Consider the following 16,068-nt stretch of genomic DNA (forward strand, 5'->3'; position numbering starts at 1 on the left):
TCCTCTCAGCTGACCACGTACTCGGGACTGACCAGGCCGGCCACGAGCAGCCGGCGCGGCTCCCCCGCCAGGGGCGACAGGGCTGCCCGGGTGCGCTCGCTCCAGCCGTCCACCACCAGCAGGCGGGCCAGCGCGTCCGCCCGACCGGCCGGCGGCGCGGCGGTGAGCCGGGCCAGCACCGTCGGTGCTGCGGCGGCGGCGAGCACACCGGCGCAACGCATCCGGGCCTGCAGGGACGAGGTGGTCAGCCAGGCGCTGCCGGCCGGCCAGCCACCCACGCTCGGCGGTCGCAGCGGCACCTGGTCCAGGGCGTTCAGCCCGGCCGACAACCGCTGGCGGGTCTGCTCAGGCAGCGCCGTGGGCCGCACACCCAGTTGCCGGGCCGCCCCGACCAGCCACTCCACCGGCTGCTTGACCAGGGTGCCCCGGGTTCCGGTGAAGGCCGGGGCGGTGAAGATCCGCCGCAGGGTGGTCATCGTGTCCGACCCGGCGAGATCCGCCGGTGGCGGCGCCTGGGCGCCGGCGTACCGCAACCAGAGCCGACCCGCGACGAACCGCGCCGCCTCCGGACGCTCGGCCAGCAGCCCGGCGTACGAGGCCGCGTCGAAGGCGGCGCGCCGGCCGAGGATGGTCTTCGGTCCCGGGTCGTGCCGACGCGGCGCGAAGCGGGCCACACCGGTACGCCGGTCCACCGTCCATCCGGTCAGCGCCCGGGCGCCCTCCTTCACGTCAGACTCGGTGTATCCGCCGTCGACGCCGAGGGTGAACAGCTCCATCAGTTCCCGGGCCAGGTTCTCGTTGGGCGCCCGGCGGGTGTTCTGCTGGCCGTCCAGCCAGAGGATCAACGCCGGGTCGCGGACCATGGCCTGCACCATCGGGCCCAGCGGGCCCGGGCCCACCCGCCGCAGCGTCTCCAGCTGGCGCAGCATCAACGGCGCGGAGCGGACCTTCTGGACGCTGGTGGCCCAGTGGCCGTGCCAGAAGAACAGCAACTTCTCCCGGCACTGGTGGTCGGCGGTGATCATCCGCGCCAACCACCATCCGGTCAGCGCCGTCACCTGCGCCCGGCGCTGCTGGTTGGCCTGCTGGCGCTGCTCCCGCCCGGCTCCCTTGCCGAGCTGCGCGGCCGGGTCCGGGCCGAGGGCGGGCACCAGAGTCCCCGCCGCGCCCCGGTCCGGTCCGTCCGGATCGAGCAGCCGGTCCAGGGTGGCGTCGTATCCGGCCCGCTCGGCGGCATCCACCTCATCGGCGGTCGGCCCGAAGGTGGCCCGCCGCAGCAGATGTGCCACCGCTTCCCGCTCCGTCGTCATTGCTCGGACGCTAGATCGCCGACGTTCGAGGCGGGTAAGGACGCGGTGCGAACGGCATCTGGGACCCACGTCGTGTCGACTACCGGTGGGGAGGCGGGCCAGCAGCACGGCCGGGGCCGTGCCCGCTGCACCGCGCGCCGGTCCAACCCGGGATCGAGGTCAGTGCGGGAGCTCGGCGGCGCAGCAGGCTTCGCCGTCAGCGGAGAGCAGGCCCTCGAAGTCCGTACACTTGATCTTGAAGCGGCCGTGCTGGCCCCAGCCGGTCCCCCACGAGTTCTGGAACAGGTACGCCTGCTCCTCGTCCAGCCGGTCCAGCATCACGTAGCAGTGCCCACCGGCCACCTTGCCGGTCGGCTTCACGTAGCCATCGGCGTCCGGGTGGAACATGTCGTCCGTCCAGTTGGTACCGACCACCACCGAGCCCTGGGCGTCGATCCACCGGTCGATCTCGGCCAGCGACCCGGCGAACGCGAACGCCGCGAGCCGACCCCGGCTGCGCAGCGCCAACGCACCGGACCGGACGGTCGAGCCGTTCTCCGCCCGCGGCTCACCGTCGACCACCTTGCACTCGTAGTACAGCGCGTGCGCGTCGCCGTTCTGATACTCCCCCGGGACCGGCGTGGCGTCTATCCAACCCGACCAGCCGAAGCCCACGCAGTGCCCGGTGTCACCCTGGTCCAGCTGGATCGGCAGCTGCCAGGCCGGGGCCGCGTCACCGGCCGGCGTCGGGCCCGGCGCCGGTGGGGTCCCGCCGGCCTGCTTCTTGAGCCAGCGCCAGAAGACCAGGTACGCCCGCCAGTCGGTGAAGTACGTGGTCTCGCTCAGCACCTGCTCGATGGTCCGCTGCCGGATCTCCTCCGGCGGCTCGGCGATCTCCATGAGCTGCGACAGCGACCAGTCCCGCGGGTCCGGCCGGTACACCCGGCCCAGCAGACGGGGGCCGACCACCTCGCTCGCGCTGCGTTCCGGTGGGTCCTGCACCAACCGCCGGTCCAGCTTCATGACGGTCTCCCTCTCCGACCAGGCCCCAGCAGGGGATGTCCAGCTCCCACGATGCGCCCCGCCCGGCGGCCGGCACAGTCCGTTTGACGACTGCCGGCACAGATATCCGCTGGCCGGGTGGGCTCGGGAGCGGCGACTGTCGCGAATTCACACCCACCGGCGCGGCGGGCCGGCGGTGGACCGGCAGCGGAACGCCGGGACCAGTCCGACCGCATCCCCCGGCCGCCGCGCTGCGACGGTCGTTGCACACCTCGTAACGGGACAGCTGGTGCGGGGCTCCAGGAAACCGCCGACGGACCTACTGCTGCCCAAGCCAGCGACGTGGCCAATCCGTTGTCGCCGAGGATCGACACGAACTGAGCACCAACCCGGGCTGCGCGTCGTCAGCGCCATCCCGATCGGCCGACAATCATGCCGCGGGGCAAGGGCCCTCGCCGGATGAGCCGAGCTGAGATCACGAACGTGGTGGCAACCTCGGGGACATCGCCACCGTGCTCCGCGCGGGCGGCCGGGCGGAGAAAGCAGAGGTCTACCGGCAGCTCGGCCTCCGGCGGAACTACCAGCCAGCGACAAACGGCGCGCGCTGAAAGGATCTCAGCACGCACCCTTGAATTCTTGTTGTGTCCGAGGGGCGACACGAACCATCGCCCCACCGCCGATGACGCTCGGCGCGACTCTAACGCTCACGTAAGGCTAGGGGACCGTCGACATCAACCGCGACGACGGCACGGTGGTCGGGGCCGACCAGTCCCCTCCCCGCGCACGAACCGCGCACCGACCCGGCCGCCGCCGGAATCACCCGGCCCGCGCTGCTGCACGGGCGGCACGGGCATAGCCGGTCAACACGGTCGTCAAGGCGACGGCCTCCCGCGCGGCGGTGTCGGAGGCGTGGAGCGTCCGTACAACAGCTGCCGATCAGCCGCCGTTCCACCAACCGCCAACGCATCCTCGCTGGTCGATATCGTGCAGTCTGAGTGCGGCGGTGAGCGGGATCACGGCCGACTCCCTGGTTGCTGGCGCTTCGTCAGCTGCGCTGCGGGTCCATTCGTCGAGTAACGCGATGTGGACAGTCGGTGTGCGGCCGAGCACGCACGAGGCTTCGGCCAGGTACCACTCCCGGGCCAGCGACGACGACCCGGCAGTGGCAGGGTCGGCTGAGCCCGTCGTCGATGCCGAGGCGGCAGGGGTTGCCGTACGGGATATCAGTCCTGGCACGGCTGCGGCCAGGTCGTTGCGGAGCTCGACCAGGCGTCGGTCGGTGGGTGTGTCGACGCAGGGTCCGCCGGGAGTGACCACCAGCGCGGCCCACAGGAGGATCTCGGGCGCGGCGGTCGCGATGGCCTGCGATCGTGTGGCGGTCGGGAACGCCGCGAGCACGGCGGAGGTCGTCCGCGCTCGGAGGGCGGAGGAGATCGCACATTGATCCGCGCGGTCGGCGGCGGCCGCGAGAATGGCGGCCCGGCGGCCGGAGCCGCCGCGTTCGGCAGCGGCCAACCGCAGGTCCGCAACGAAGTCATGAGGTGTCGACTCGGCCAGGGCCAGGACCACCCGGTCGGTGGGGGTGGCCCTGGGCGCCGGCGTGCCCTGCGGCGTGACGCCCAGCCGCGGCAGAGCCCAGCGCAACAACATCGTCTCGTACACGTCCGAGGTGGTTGCCGCGTCGGGTAGCCGACCTCCCCACCGGACGGTCCTGGCCATGACGGGTGTCAACAGTGCGAGCTGGTCGGCCGGCACGCCGGCGCGCGCGGCGGCCTCCACCACCAGGGCCACCCTGCCCACGCCGGTCAGTGCGGCAGCGCGCAGCGGCTGCCGCCCCGCAGCTGAGACGAGCGCCTGATAGTAGGCTCGGCTGTCCGTTTGATCGATCGCCCCCGCCTCGGCCGCCGCGCCCACGCTGGGCGCCGCGAGCAGCGCCTCCTCGAACAGCTGACCGCCGTCGGCGAGACGGCTGCGCAGCAGCGTGAGCCACGGCCGCAGAGTGGCGCCCGCAGCCTGGGGTGCCACACACCGCGTGCCGAGGTCCCGGCCGATCTCGAGGCTGGCCAGAAGGATGGACGGGTCGTTCTGCGCGTTGACGGCACAGACGCTCGGCGTTCCCAGCGTGCGGCGCAGCGAGGGGGTGATCGACCGCAGCGCCGGGCTGGAAGGCTCTTCCTCGGCCGCTTCCAGCACCCGTGCCAGGGCCAGGGTTCCGGCGAGCGTCGCCGGCTTTCCCGGCGCAAGCCTGCCACCGCGTCCGGGATCGACCAGCGAGGTCAGGGTCGCGGCGAGCCGGTCGACGCGCGGGACCGACCCGCCCCGCCTGGCCACGAGGCGTAGCCACACGTCAGTGTCGCCAAGGATGTTCGACGCGGTGCCGCCGACCGTGCCGGTCGCCGGGTCCTGCGCGGTGGTCGCCAACTCCCGCGCCACGTCGGCGAGGCGCTCGTTGCCGAGGGCCGCGAGCGCGCTGCCCGCAGCGGCCACCGTCCCTGGCTGCGGCTGCCCCAGCGGCGCCGCGACCCCCACGTAGTCCTTGCCCTGCGTCAGTTGGTCCACGGCAAGGACGCCGAGCCGATCCAGCGACATGCTTGTTGGTCTGTTCTGCGGTGCGGCGCGGGGGCCGGTGCTGGACGCCCTTGGGGCACTACAAGCCGACAGCGTCAGCGCGGCGAGCGATAGTAGGACAGTGAGGGAGCGGCGGTTGGCCATACTGACGTCCTCGGAGTCTCGGCGTTGATCAGTGATGCGCCCGTTCGGCGGAGCCCCAGCGCGGAGCGGAAGGCCGCGACCACGAGCGGCCGCGACCTTCCGTCGTAGAGGTGCCGCGGGGGGCTACAGGGCCTGGTCCGCGTCGTAGGTCAGGATGACCTTGCCGGTGGGCGGGATGGTCACCACTGTCGATGACTGCCGGTACGACGGCCCGCGGAACACACCTTGCGCGTTGACGATCACCGTGCCGTTGGCCAGGATGGCGGTAGAGCCGGTCGACGACCCGTTGTTCATGAGGTACTGGTTCTGCTTGGGCGTGACGCCGACGTTGGCGCTGAGGATCCCGCCCAGGGATATCGATCCTCCGCCAGAGGGTTGGGGAAAGTAGAGGTAGACCGTTGACGCGAGCGCGACGTCCCCCGGAACGAGGCCGGAATTCTTGGCCGCCGCATTCCTGACGATCTGGCCTCTGACGTAAGTGTCAAAGTTGACAGTGAATTGATTGCCGACGACGGCTTCCGGATAGTAAAGTTCGGTCTTGAACCACAGGATTGTCTGCCACACCGCCTCCTCCGGCCCATAAGGCCCCTGAACCATCATTCTCCCCACGTCAGAGTACTTGTCACCCGTGGCGAAGATTCGGCATTTTCCGGGAAGCTCCGGCGTGTTGCAGGTCCTGGTCACGTCGTTGTACGCCTGAGCTGACGCCGGAATGCCGACGATCATGACGGAAGCCGTCGCGACCACCCCGATGACTTTTCGAAGAATTCGAGCATGCGACACGGTGGTGCCTCCTTTGAGTTGGCGGGAACCGATGAATCGGCCATCGTCGACCTAGCGTTGATAGCCAGAGTCGTCGATCGATTTGTGGATCTTCGGAACGTGCACGAGGCCGGCGGCGGCGTCGACGGACAGCCTTGATGCTCGTTCTGGTGAATGGTGCCGTGCAGGACGGCCCGTCCCTTGATGCCGTGCCCCTCGTTTAACGGATGCCGGACGCGGTCGCCGGCGTTACTCGTCGTTCAGGCCGGGTACCCGGCGTGGCCATCGAGGCGATTTCTGCCGTTCGAGCCGTCTCTGATGGCGATGAATGAAACTATGCCGCAGGAGAATCGAGCACAGGTAATACCGATCGTGTCCTCACCCGTAGCTTGTCGTGCGATAGCCTGCTAGCCTCGCCCCGTGGAGCTGGAAGTACGGCACCTGCGCAACCTGATCATGATCGCCGATGCCGGCAGCATTCGCGCCGCAGCCATTCGCCTCGGGCTTGCGCAGTCCGCGCTGAGCGCTCAGATCCGTCGACTCGAACTGCACCTCGGCGTCGTGCTGCTCGAACGAGGCACCGCTGGCACCGGCCTGACCGCCGCGGGCAGGGAACTGGTCGGTCGCGGCCGGGTCATCGACCGCCAGCTGCGTGAGGCCGAGGCGGCCGTCTCCGCCATCGGCTCTCGGCCAGAGCAGGTGGTGCGCCTGCACCACGAGTTCGCCCTCGCGGGTCTCGATGAGTACCTGACGTCCGCCGGGTGGCCGCATGAGCTACGCCGCAGCGTCGGCCCACTGGAGGCCGGGGCACGGGCGATGGGACGCAAGGAAATCGACCTGTGTCAAGGGCTGGACAACGCAACCCAGCCGGCCAGGTTCCCCGACGACGCCGTGGTGGTGGTCGTCGTGGATGAACCGAGTTGGGTGGTGCTGCCCGAGGGGCACGCGCTCGCGACCGCGTCCTCCGTGTCACTGAAGGACCTACGCGACGAACGGTGGCTCGGACCGAAGCAGGACGACCCCCTCTACGCTCACCTGGTTGCTTCCTGCCACGCGGCGGGCTTCACACCCAGAATCGCAGTCGCGTCACGGGATTCGAACGTGCTCAGCCGGCTGGCCGCCGAAGGCACCTACGTCTCCATGACGTCACCCACGAGCAGCCCGGTCCCCGGGACGGTCGGGGTCCCCGTCGTTCCGGAGATCACGCTGCGCCACACCCTGGCGTGTCGTCCGGGGTCGCTTCCCGAGCCGCTGTTTCGCGACGTGCTCGTGTGGTTCGGGCACTCCTATCTGCGGGCCGCCGAGAAGCGGAACCCCCGCTACGCCTCGTACATCAGGGCGCATGCCGACCGGTTCGAGACACTGCTGGATCTCGTCGGCGGCACCTGACTCGGCCCGGGAGCATCCCTGGCAGGCCGACCCGTCACCCCCGCCGGCCGAGCACGACATCCGCATCGCCACGGCGGTCGCCCAGCGGCTCAGCAGCGACTGGACCACCCGCCGTCAGCAGATCGTGGTGAGCGTGCAGAACCGGGTGGTGGTCCTCACCGGCATCGTCAGCGACCCGGACACCCGTCAGGTCGCCGGGGAGATCGCGTGGGACACCGGCGACGTGTTCGACGTCTGCAACGCCCTGCGGCTCTCGCGGCCCCGGCGCTGATCAGGTAGGGGCGCGTCCGAGCGGTCCGGCGGTCGCGGCCCGGGACCGCCACTCGTCGGCCAGCACGGCGAAGACCAACTGGTCGGCCCACTCCCCCCGGAACCGGTAGCTGCGCACGTGACGGGCCTCCTGCCGCATGCCGAGCCGGGTCATCAGCCGGGCGGACGCCTCGTTCCCGGCGTGGCACCGGCCATAGATGCGGTGCAGCCCGAACTCGTCGAACCCACGGTCCAGCAACGCCGTGACGGCCTCCGTGGCCAGCCCTCGGCCGCCGTGGTCGGGATGGAAGACGTACCCGATCTCCGCGGTGCGGTCGTGCCGGCTACGCCACACCAGCTCCACGATCCCGATCACACCGGCGTCGGTGACGACCGCCAGCGTCAGACAGTCACCCTCCGCGCGCAGCGCGTCCTCGGCCGCCATGGCGCGCACCGACGCCTGGGACTGCTCCCGGGTACGCGGCTCGGCGCCGAGCATCCACCGGACGACGTCGGGCCGGCGCTGCCAGGCGTGCACGTCGTCGAGGTCGCCGAGGGTGACCGGGCGCAGGGTGAGCCGCGCGGTGCGGATCGGGTACGTCGGCCGGAACATCCGCCGAGTCTAGGCAGCGGTGGCCGGTCGCGGGTTCAGCGGCGTACCGGCATGGCCAGGACACGGTCGCACCTGGTCCGGTCCTCGGCCAGGTGGGAGGCGAACACGCAGGTGAGTCCCGGGCGTCGGTCCAGGGCGGCCCAGAGGAGCGCCCGCGACGCGGTGTCCAGGGACCGTCCGGGCTCGTCGAGCAGCACCACCGGCGGATCACCGAGCAGGGCGCGGGCGACGCTGATCCGGGCGCGCATCCCGGCGGAGCACTGGTTCGCCGGCACCCGGGCGTAGTCGGTGATGCCGAACTCCTCCTCGACCCGGGCGACGACCCGGGCGGCCTCCCGGGTGGACAGTCGCATCCGGGCCACCAGCAGCAGGTTGTCGTGCCCGGAGAGGCGCCCGCAGAGGGTCTGCTCCGGGGCGAGCGCGACGCCGACCAGGCGGCGGGCCCCTGGCGAACCGGCCGGGCGTCCGGCGATCGTGGCCCGGCCGGTGCTCAGCGAGAGCGTGCCGGCCAGGCAGCGCAGCAGGGTGGTCTTGCCGGCGCCGTTGCCACCGGCCAGCAGCAACCGGGTGCCGGGCGTGACCTCCAGGTCGAGGCCCGAGAAGACCGGGCGCCGCCGGAAGGCCCGCCCGGCACTGTCGAGTCGCAGCATGTCGGAAACCGAGTGGCCCGCGGCGGTCAGATCGATCCCTGGACGCCGGCCTGGCCGTCGGCGTCGTCGACGACGGGAGAGCCGCCCCGGGTCAGCTCGGCCAGCGTGTCGAGCCGGCGCAGCGGGTAGCCCTGCGGACCCTCGGCCGGAGCCGGCGATGCCGGAGCAATCTTCATCAAATCCCCCGTTGAGCAGGAATGCCGACTATGTGCACGCTAGCACCCTTTAGCATGACAGACATCGCAAAGAGCCCTGTCCACAAAGTCCGCCGATCGGCGCCGGGAGCCGGCCGGACACCGACAGTGGACGGCGGGCCGGACAGAGGGACGGGTGACGGACGCGCCGCCAGCAGCTCACTGACCAGCCAGCACGTGATATACCAAGATAGCTTTATTTCAATTCATGCAAGTCTTTCTCGTATTCGTCTCTTTCCGGTGCCCGGTCTTCTACCGGGCCCACGGCGCGCCCCGTGCCCGCCGCGCATGTCCGTGCACCGTGCTCCACCACCCCGAAAGGTGGGTCCGATGTCACCCTCGTCCCGCATCCGCGCACTGGTGGGATCGGCACCCGCCGGCCTGCCGGTCGCGACGGCCCCCAGCACCGCCGCGGCGCGCGCCCCCGATCCGGCTGCGCCGGCGGCCCACGCCGCCGTGCCGCAGGCCCGGTCCGGGCACCCGGCGAAACCCGACCCGGGCGAGCGGGCCGCGACGCACGCGAAGCTCCGGCCGCCGTCCGCGCCCGCCGCCCCGGAGGCGGCCCGTACGGCTACGAGGACGAATCCCTCCGCGACGCTCAAGCCGTGACCACCACCACCGGCGGCCTCGCGCTGCGCTGCCTCGCCCTCGACGCCCTGGCCGTGTCCACCAGCGACCTGCTGCGCCGGCACGGCGTCGACAGCGTGCTGCTCAAGGGCGTCGGGCTGGCCCGCCGGCTCGGCGTCGACCGGCTCTATGCCGACGTGGACCTGCTCGTCGCGCCGGACACCATCACCGCCGCGCAGGCCGCCCTACACGCCGCCGGCTACCGGCCGAAACTTCCCCCCGACCTGTACGACGTCGCCGGGCCCTGGCACGAACAGCCCTGGTCCGCCCCCGGCCCGCTACCGCTGACCGTGGACCTGCACCGCGGCTTCGCCGGAGTCGGCGACCACGACGCGCTGTGGCGCTCGCTGCGCGCCGGTGCGGCACCCCTCGACCTGGTCGGCGGGCACATCCTCGTACCGGACGAGGCGGGCACCGCCCTGCTGGCCGCCCTGCACGCCGCCACCCCCGGCGGCGTCGGCAAACCCGCCCGGGACCTGGCCCGCGCGCTGACGGCCCTGCCCCCGGACACCTGGGACGCGGCGGGCCGGCTCGCCGTCGACTGCGCCGCCACGGCGGCGTTCACCGTGGAACTGCGGGTGCTGCCGGCCGGCGCGGCGACCGCGGACCGCCTCGGCCTACCGGCCGCACCCAGCCCGTCGTCGGCGTGGCTCGCCGCCCGGCTGGCCAGCCCCACCTCGGTCGGCCTGGCCCGCTGGGCGGAACAGTCCGGGCCGGGGCATCGCCTCCGCTTCCTCGCCCGGCTGGTGCTGCCGCCACCGGCGTACCTGCGGCAGCTCGATGCGGGGGCGCGGCACGGCCGGTGGGGCCTGCTGCGGGCATACGTCCGGCGGGCCGGCCGGCACGTCCGGGAGCTGCCCCGGGCGCTGCGGGAACTGCGGACCGCGCGGCGGCGGTCGCATGGCTGACCGGTTGCGGGCCCTGGCCCGCCTGACCCGCCGGCACGGACCGCTCGGCCTGGCGCTGGTGGCGTGGACGATGCTGGCCTGCCGGCGGGTACGCCGCCAGCTCGCCCGGGGCGGGCTGGACGCGGTACGTCTCGCCGCGCCCCCGCCCGGCGGCACCGACACCCTGGTCCGGCACGCGCTGCACCGCAGCGGCGGCAACTGCCTGGAGAGCGCGCTGGTGCGACAGCGCTGGTTCGCCCGGCACGGGGTGACCCGGACCGTGGTGATCGGGGTCAGCGCGCCCGGCGCCGGTTTCCACGCCCACGCCTGGCTCGACGGCGATCCGGACCCGCACCGGCACGAGCTGGCGGAAATCCTGCGGCGCCCGGTACCGCCCTCCTGGCTGCCCTGACCCGACCGGCGCCTCCCCGCCGCTCTGCTGCGCTGAGCGCGTCAGCGGCGCGGGCGTCAGCGGCGTTCGAGCAGGTCGGCGGCCTCCAGTTCGGCGAGGAAGGCGTGCACGTCGGCGACGGCGCGCTCCGGGTCGACCGCCTCCCGCCCGGCCAGCGCCTCGGCCAGCTCTGCGGCGGTGGCCCCCGCCACCAGATACGGCCACAGCAGCGCCGCCGAGCGATCCAACGCGAAGTAGACCGACTGCCGGACGTCCAGCAGCACCGCTTCGTCGCCCGCCGCCCGCCAGGCCACCCGGTCGTCCCGGACCCGGTACACGGTTGATGTGTCGGTGTTCATCTCGGTACCTCCTGAGTAGGTCGTCGCGCGGCCGTCCGGCCACTTCTGCTGCGCCCCTGCCCGTAGCGGGATGGCTGGCCGGCACCAACGAGGAGTCGACCGAGATCAGTCACGGGTGAGGACCCCTCGGCGCCGGGCGATCCACAGCGCACGATCGAAGATCCAGGCGGACAACGGCAGCAGTACGGCGGTGGTGCCGGCCAGTACCGCGGCCGTGCCCCGCCAACCGCCCCCGGTGAGCGCGTGCCGCAGCCCGTCCAGCGCGATACGGGTGGGCAGCACCGCGCACACCGGGTGCAGGACGTGCGGCAGGGCCGACGGTGGGAAGTACGTGCCGGACAGGAACGACAGGGCCACCACCAGGAGCCGGGCGGCCGGGTCGCCGTACCCGATCGCGACCCCGATCCCCATCAGCGCCACCCCGATCGGCAGCGTGCACAGGGCGGCGAGGGCCAGCATGACCGTCACCCCGGGCCAGTCGGCATGGCCGACGTGCAGGCCGAAGAAGCCGGCCAGCAGGGCCAGGTAGAGCGCGGCGCGCAGCAGCGCGAAGGCGAATGGGTAGCCGGCCAGTTCCAGCCCGACCGACCAGCCCGGCACCGGCTGGGCGGCCAGCAGTTCGAGCGTCCCGTCCCGCTGCTCGGTGACCACCCGGGCGACCACCTGCAGGGTGGCGGCCTGGAGCACCAGCAGGAAGACGATGCCCACCGCGACGAAGTCGAAATAGCTGGCCGCCCGCTCCAGGCCGCCGGCCGGTACGGGCGTCAGCACCCGGGACACGAACAGGAAGACCAGCAGGTTGAGCAGCCCGAAGAGCAGGCCCAGCAGGAACGACAGGCGCAGCCCTCGCCGCTCGGTCAGGTCCCGGCGCAACAGCGCCAGCATCCCGCGCCCGCCGGCCCGCCACTGCGAGGGCGCCCCACCGCGCGTCCGACGGTCGCCGTCGACGCCGTCCTCCGCGACGCGCGCCCCGGGACGGCTCGCCAGCAGCACGTCGATGCCGGACGGCTCCGCCCCCGGCCCGTCGGCGGCAGCACCGCCGCCCGCCGGCAGCTCGTCGAATCCCCGCATGCGCGCCTCCTCCCCCTCGGTTAACGCGCTCGCGGCCGATACGGCACTCCCGGAAGACGCCCGATGCGGGCCGGCGGGCTGGCGTGGGCGGCACGAACGACCTGGGAGGCCAGCCGTGGGTGATCTCGACGAGGCGGCGTCGGTCTTCACGGGAGTGCGACCGCGCCTGTTCGGGATCGCGTACCGGATGCTCGGCAGCGCCAGCGAGGCCGATGGCCTGCTGCAGGACGTCTGGCTGCGGTGGCAGGCGACCGACCGCAGCGTGGTGGACAACCCCGGCGCGTTCCTGGCCACCACCACGACCCGGCTGGCCATCGACGAGCTCCGGTCGGCGCGGGCGCGCCGCGAGACGTACGTCGGGCCGTGGCTCCGGAGCCGGTCGACACCAGCGCGGACCCGTTCCTGGGTGCCGAGCGCGGGGAGGCGTTGGAACTCGCGGTCCTGATGCTGATGGAGCGGCTCACGCCGCACGAGTAGGGCACCGGACGGCCTCGAGCAGGTCCTCCTGCAACACCTTGGCGCGATAGTAGACGAGGTCGGGCACCTGGTCGACGCCGACGATGGACAGGATCACGGCGTGGCCGACGCCCGCCTGCCCGGCAGCCGTCAACAGGTTCTCCATCGTCGTACCGAAGAAGCCCGCCGACGCCTCGTCGAGCGTGGGCGAGTTCGTCAGGTTCAGCACGACGTCGGTGCCCTTGAGCCCGGTGTCGAGGCCCGCACCGGTGAGCAGGTCCACCCCGTTGGGCGGGGACAGCGGCACCGCCTCGTGCCCGTCTGCCTGGAGGATCTTCACGACCTGCGAGCCGGTGAGCCCGGTACCACCCAGCACGGCGATCTTCATGGCTCCCACATCCCTGTCTCGGTCCCGCAGCCGAGGCGTTCGCTCCGGCTGCGCCAGCCATGACCGGACAGCCCTGCCGGTTGGGACACCCGGCGACCCTGCCTGGACCCCGCTGTCCGGACCGCGACCTCAGGTGGCCGGAATGGCTCGCGCTGCCACGCGACCAGGGCGGCCGGCTGACCGGCCAGGTTCGCCGCCCGCCCGCAGCCCGCCGGGCGGGAGATTCCCAAGCATCTGCTTGACATTCGGCGGAAAGCGAGGAGACTCCAAGCATGTCCTTGGAAAGTGGGCGGCGGCGCGTCATCGGCGACCCGGTAGCCATGCGCGCTCTGGCCCACCCGCTTCGACTCAAGCTCCACGCACTCGTCGGCCGTGAGGGCACCATGACGGCTGCGACGGCCGCGCGCGCGCTGGGGATCAGCCAGGCGCTCGCCTCCCATCACCTGCGCCAGCTCGGGAAGTACGGCTTCGTCGAGCAGGCCGGCCGCAGCGACAACCGGGAGCGCCCGTGGCGGGTGACCGCCGTTTCCCAGGACTGGGAGCCCGGCGAGACAGCCGAGGGCCACGAGGGACTGAGCATGTTGGAGCGGTTCGTGCTGGAGCGCAGCGCCGCTCAGTTGGCCGAGTGGCAGCAACGCCGCCCGGAGATGGATTCCCGCTGGAGTGAGCACACCGGGGTCTCACAGAACCTCGCCTATTTGACCGTCGACGAGCTGGCCGAGCTGCACCGCGCCTGGGAGGCCCTCATCTCGCCCTGGGTGCAGCGCCGTCCGCTCGGCGACACCGCGAGCCGGCCCGAGGGTGCCGTACCGATCGACATCACTCTGATCATCGCGCCGCTGCCGCCGACCGCGTCAGGCGGTTGACCGACGCTTCGGCTCCCCCTTCGTGTTCCGGCGAGGGCCAACCCGTGCGCTCGATGGGTGCACCGATCGAAGGAGGGAATGCTGTGCCACCGCCGACCAACGCCTCGAGGATCCGCCGCGACTATCTGATCCTGCTCGCCCTTCGGTGGTTCCCCAGCGGCCTGATCATTCCGGTGCTGGTGCTCCTGCCGCTTCAGCGTGGACTCAGCCTCGGCCAACTCGGCGTGGTCATGGCGATCCAGGGACTGACGATCCTCTGCCTCGAAGTGCCGACGGGTGGCGCGGCCGACACGTTCGGTCGGCGACCGGTACTGCTCTTCGCCTCCGCGGTCAACATCTGCTCCCTGCTGCTGTTCGCCTTCGCGTCGTCGGTTGCCGCCTTCGCCGTCTACTTCCTGATCCAGGGCGTCTATCGGGCCCTCGACAGCGGACCGCTCGATGCCTGGTTCGTGGACAGCACCCTGGCCCGGGACCCGGACACCTCCATCGAGCGCGGACTCGGTCTGGGTGGCACCGTGATGAGCATCGCCATCGGCGCGGGCTCGTTGCTGAGCGGCCTCCTCGTTGCGGTTCAGCCGATTCCCGGCGTTCCCGGCATCGTCACGCCGGTCGTCATCGCGATCGTGGTGCGGGTGATCGAGCTCGGGTTCGTGACGGTCCTGCTGCGCGAGGAGCCGCGGAACCGGCCGGAACGGTCCGGACGAGACCGCCCGTCGGTCCGATTCGGACGGACGGTCGCCAGTGCAACGCGGCTCATGACCCGCTCCCGTGTGCTGATCTGCCTGCTCGCCGTGGAGATCCTGTGGGGATTCGGGATGGTCAGCTTCGAGACGCTTACCGCGGTCCGGCTGACCGCGGTAACCGGAGACACGGAACAGATCGCCTCGCTGATGGGGCCGTTGACAGCGTTCGCCTGGATCGCCTCGGCAGCCGGCGCGGCTCTGATCATCCCGGTTGCGGAACGCGTCGGCACGCCGCTCGCCGCCGCCCTGATGCGGGTCCTGCAGGGGCTCGCCGTCGCCGCGATGGCACTGTTCGGCGGGCTCGCCGGCATCATCACCGCGTTCCTCGCCTGCTATCTCGTGCACGGCGCGTCGAACCCGCTGCACAACGCGCTGCTGCACCGCCAGGTCGGCACCGACGAGCGCGCCACCGTGTTGTCGCTGAACTCGATGGTCTCGCAGCCGGCCGCCGCACTCGGACTCGTCACGCTGACCGCGCTGGCCGACGCCATCAGCCTGAGCGCGGCGATGGTGATCGGTGCGATCATCCTGGCCGTCGCCGCCCCGCTGTACCTCGCGGCGCGCAACGACCGCCGCCCGGTGACGCCGCAACCCGCTACGACCCGCTGACCGGTCGAGGACCGATCAGCGGGGCAGCGAGGTGCCGGGTCACGAGGAGGAGTGGCGAGGCAGGCAGATGCCGGACAATACGGCCGTGAGTACGGTGAACATCGCGTCCGTCGAACTCTCCTGGTAGAAGTGGCCCCCGTCGAACACGTGCAGCGACGATGGCGCGGTGCTGTGCCTCCGCCAGCCGAGCAGGTCAGCCTCGTCGACCTCGGGGTCGTCACGCCCGCCCAGCACATCGATCGGCACGGTGAGCGGGGGCCGTTCGGCGTACCGGTAGCGCTCGCACGCCTCCAGGTCCGCCCGCAGGATCGGAATGGCGCGGGCGACCAGGTCGGGGTGATCGAAGAACTCGGGCGGCGTGCCGCCCTGCGCCCGTAACATCGTGGTCAAGGCGGCATCGCTGCCGAGGTGGGACGATGTCCGGAGCCGGTTCCAGCGGTCCGGGCTGCGCGCGCTACTGACCACCAGGCGCCGCGGCTCCGGACCGCCCCTGTCCCGCAACATCTGGGCGGTCTCGTACGCGAGCAGACCGCCCATGCTGTGCCCGAACAGGACGAACGGCAGCCGGTACCGTTCGTCCGCTATGCCGTGGGCGATCTCGGCGCTCAACTCGGCGATCCGGGTGCGCGGCGGCTCATCAGCCCGGGCGCCCCGTCCGGGCAGCTGCAACGGACACAGCTCGACGTCCGGTGGCAGCCGATCGGCCCAGCCGAGATATGCCGCCGCGCTGCCGCCCGCGAACGGCAGGCAGTAGAGACGGATCCGCGGCGTCGCAGTGGATCGGCGGTACGGCAGGAGACCGGTGTCCATG

Annotated in this window: 19 protein-coding genes; 8 read left to right on the forward strand and 11 right to left on the reverse strand. The window is 72.0% G+C overall.

Annotated features, from left to right (window positions below; genetic code table 11):
• Positions 1 to 5: 5 nt before the first annotated feature.
• The 4 genes from GA0070564_RS10335 to GA0070564_RS10350 form a co-directional block, all read right to left on the reverse strand.
• A complete protein-coding gene (locus GA0070564_RS10335; RefSeq protein WP_091606404.1) occupies positions 6 to 1,310 on the reverse strand; it encodes a DUF1800 domain-containing protein in 1,305 nt (434 codons plus the stop codon).
• Between the two features lie 159 nt (positions 1,311 to 1,469).
• The gene (locus GA0070564_RS10340) at positions 1,470 to 2,312 is read right to left on the reverse strand and encodes a C1 family peptidase (protein WP_091606405.1); all 843 of its coding nucleotides are present in this window, start codon (positions 2,310 to 2,312) and stop codon (positions 1,470 to 1,472) included.
• Between the two features lie 915 nt (positions 2,313 to 3,227).
• Positions 3,228 to 4,880, reverse strand: a complete 1,653-nt coding sequence (locus GA0070564_RS10345) for a hypothetical protein (protein WP_091606406.1) — start codon at positions 4,878 to 4,880, stop codon at positions 3,228 to 3,230.
• A 246-nt stretch (positions 4,881 to 5,126) separates the two neighbouring features.
• Positions 5,127 to 5,786 carry a hypothetical protein gene (locus tag GA0070564_RS10350; protein ID WP_141714742.1) on the reverse strand — a complete coding sequence of 220 codons (660 nt, stop codon included), beginning with the start codon at positions 5,784 to 5,786 and terminating at the stop codon, positions 5,127 to 5,129.
• A 399-nt stretch (positions 5,787 to 6,185) separates the two neighbouring features.
• Between GA0070564_RS10350 and GA0070564_RS10355 the strand changes: the two genes are divergently transcribed.
• Together GA0070564_RS10355 and GA0070564_RS10360 are read left to right on the forward strand one after the other, a co-directional pair.
• Positions 6,186 to 7,154 carry a LysR family transcriptional regulator gene (locus tag GA0070564_RS10355; RefSeq protein WP_091606410.1) on the forward strand — a complete coding sequence of 323 codons (969 nt, stop codon included), beginning with the start codon at positions 6,186 to 6,188 and terminating at the stop codon, positions 7,152 to 7,154.
• Positions 7,108 to 7,425, forward strand: a complete 318-nt coding sequence (locus tag GA0070564_RS10360; RefSeq protein WP_091606412.1) for a BON domain-containing protein — start codon at positions 7,108 to 7,110, stop codon at positions 7,423 to 7,425. Before GA0070564_RS10355 ends, GA0070564_RS10360 begins: the two co-directional genes overlap by 47 nt.
• On the opposite strand, the gene GA0070564_RS10365 is transcribed toward GA0070564_RS10360, so the two are convergent.
• Genes GA0070564_RS10365 through GA0070564_RS29265 form a run of 3 tightly spaced genes read right to left on the reverse strand, consistent with a single transcriptional unit; the run spans position 7,426 to position 8,842 of the window.
• Positions 7,426 to 8,016, reverse strand: a complete 591-nt coding sequence (locus GA0070564_RS10365) for a GNAT family N-acetyltransferase (protein WP_091606417.1) — start codon at positions 8,014 to 8,016, stop codon at positions 7,426 to 7,428.
• A 35-nt stretch (positions 8,017 to 8,051) separates the two neighbouring features.
• Positions 8,052 to 8,666 (reverse strand): ABC transporter ATP-binding protein, encoded by a 615-nt coding sequence (locus GA0070564_RS10370; RefSeq protein WP_091606421.1) that lies wholly within the window; start codon positions 8,664 to 8,666, stop codon positions 8,052 to 8,054.
• A gap of 26 nt (positions 8,667 to 8,692) precedes the next feature.
• Positions 8,693 to 8,842, reverse strand: a complete 150-nt coding sequence (locus tag GA0070564_RS29265) for a hypothetical protein (RefSeq protein WP_176730625.1) — start codon at positions 8,840 to 8,842, stop codon at positions 8,693 to 8,695.
• A 348-nt stretch (positions 8,843 to 9,190) separates the two neighbouring features.
• Here GA0070564_RS29265 and GA0070564_RS29270 point away from each other — a divergent pair, with 348 nt between their 5' ends.
• The 3 genes from GA0070564_RS29270 to GA0070564_RS10380 are packed head-to-tail and all read left to right on the forward strand — an operon-like array spanning position 9,191 to position 10,786.
• On the forward strand, positions 9,191 to 9,469 hold the full coding sequence (locus tag GA0070564_RS29270; RefSeq protein WP_176730626.1) for a hypothetical protein: 279 nt from the start codon (positions 9,191 to 9,193) through the stop codon (positions 9,467 to 9,469).
• Positions 9,466 to 10,395 (forward strand): nucleotidyltransferase family protein, encoded by a 930-nt coding sequence (locus GA0070564_RS10375; protein WP_176730627.1) that lies wholly within the window; start codon positions 9,466 to 9,468, stop codon positions 10,393 to 10,395. The genes GA0070564_RS29270 and GA0070564_RS10375 overlap by 4 nt, the downstream gene beginning before the upstream one ends.
• A complete protein-coding gene (locus GA0070564_RS10380; RefSeq protein ID WP_176730628.1) occupies positions 10,388 to 10,786 on the forward strand; it encodes a lasso peptide biosynthesis protein in 399 nt (132 codons plus the stop codon). The genes GA0070564_RS10375 and GA0070564_RS10380 overlap by 8 nt, the downstream gene beginning before the upstream one ends.
• A gap of 56 nt (positions 10,787 to 10,842) precedes the next feature.
• Here the strand turns inward: GA0070564_RS10380 and GA0070564_RS10385 are convergent, their stop codons facing one another.
• Together GA0070564_RS10385 and GA0070564_RS10390 are read right to left on the reverse strand one after the other, a co-directional pair.
• Positions 10,843 to 11,124, reverse strand: coding sequence for a PqqD family protein (locus GA0070564_RS10385; protein WP_091606434.1), 282 nt, complete (start codon positions 11,122 to 11,124; stop codon positions 10,843 to 10,845).
• 105 nt (positions 11,125 to 11,229) lie between these two features.
• Entirely contained in the window at positions 11,230 to 12,195 is a 966-nt protein-coding gene (locus GA0070564_RS10390) for an ABC transporter permease (protein ID WP_091606438.1), read from the reverse strand.
• Between the two features lie 115 nt (positions 12,196 to 12,310).
• Between GA0070564_RS10390 and GA0070564_RS10395 the strand changes: the two genes are divergently transcribed.
• Entirely contained in the window at positions 12,311 to 12,640 is a 330-nt protein-coding gene (locus GA0070564_RS10395) for a sigma factor (protein WP_245669897.1), read from the forward strand.
• A gap of 15 nt (positions 12,641 to 12,655) precedes the next feature.
• On the opposite strand, the gene GA0070564_RS10400 is transcribed toward GA0070564_RS10395, so the two are convergent.
• Positions 12,656 to 13,039 (reverse strand): SDR family oxidoreductase, encoded by a 384-nt coding sequence (locus tag GA0070564_RS10400; RefSeq protein ID WP_245669898.1) that lies wholly within the window; start codon positions 13,037 to 13,039, stop codon positions 12,656 to 12,658.
• Between the two features lie 272 nt (positions 13,040 to 13,311).
• Here GA0070564_RS10400 and GA0070564_RS10405 point away from each other — a divergent pair, with 272 nt between their 5' ends.
• Both GA0070564_RS10405 and GA0070564_RS10410 read left to right on the forward strand, forming a co-directional pair.
• Positions 13,312 to 13,905 (forward strand): ArsR/SmtB family transcription factor, encoded by a 594-nt coding sequence (locus tag GA0070564_RS10405; protein WP_091606442.1) that lies wholly within the window; start codon positions 13,312 to 13,314, stop codon positions 13,903 to 13,905.
• 83 nt (positions 13,906 to 13,988) lie between these two features.
• Positions 13,989 to 15,257 carry an MFS transporter gene (locus GA0070564_RS10410; RefSeq protein WP_176730629.1) on the forward strand — a complete coding sequence of 423 codons (1,269 nt, stop codon included), beginning with the start codon at positions 13,989 to 13,991 and terminating at the stop codon, positions 15,255 to 15,257.
• Between the two features lie 39 nt (positions 15,258 to 15,296).
• Here GA0070564_RS10410 and GA0070564_RS10415 read toward each other — a convergent pair whose 3' ends face one another.
• A complete protein-coding gene (locus tag GA0070564_RS10415; protein ID WP_091606449.1) occupies positions 15,297 to 16,067 on the reverse strand; it encodes a thioesterase II family protein in 771 nt (256 codons plus the stop codon).
• Position 16,068 lies beyond the last annotated feature (1 nt).

It is taken from the genome of Micromonospora mirobrigensis (assembly GCF_900091555.1).
GTDB classification, from domain to species: Bacteria; Actinomycetota; Actinomycetes; order Mycobacteriales; family Micromonosporaceae; genus Micromonospora; species Micromonospora mirobrigensis.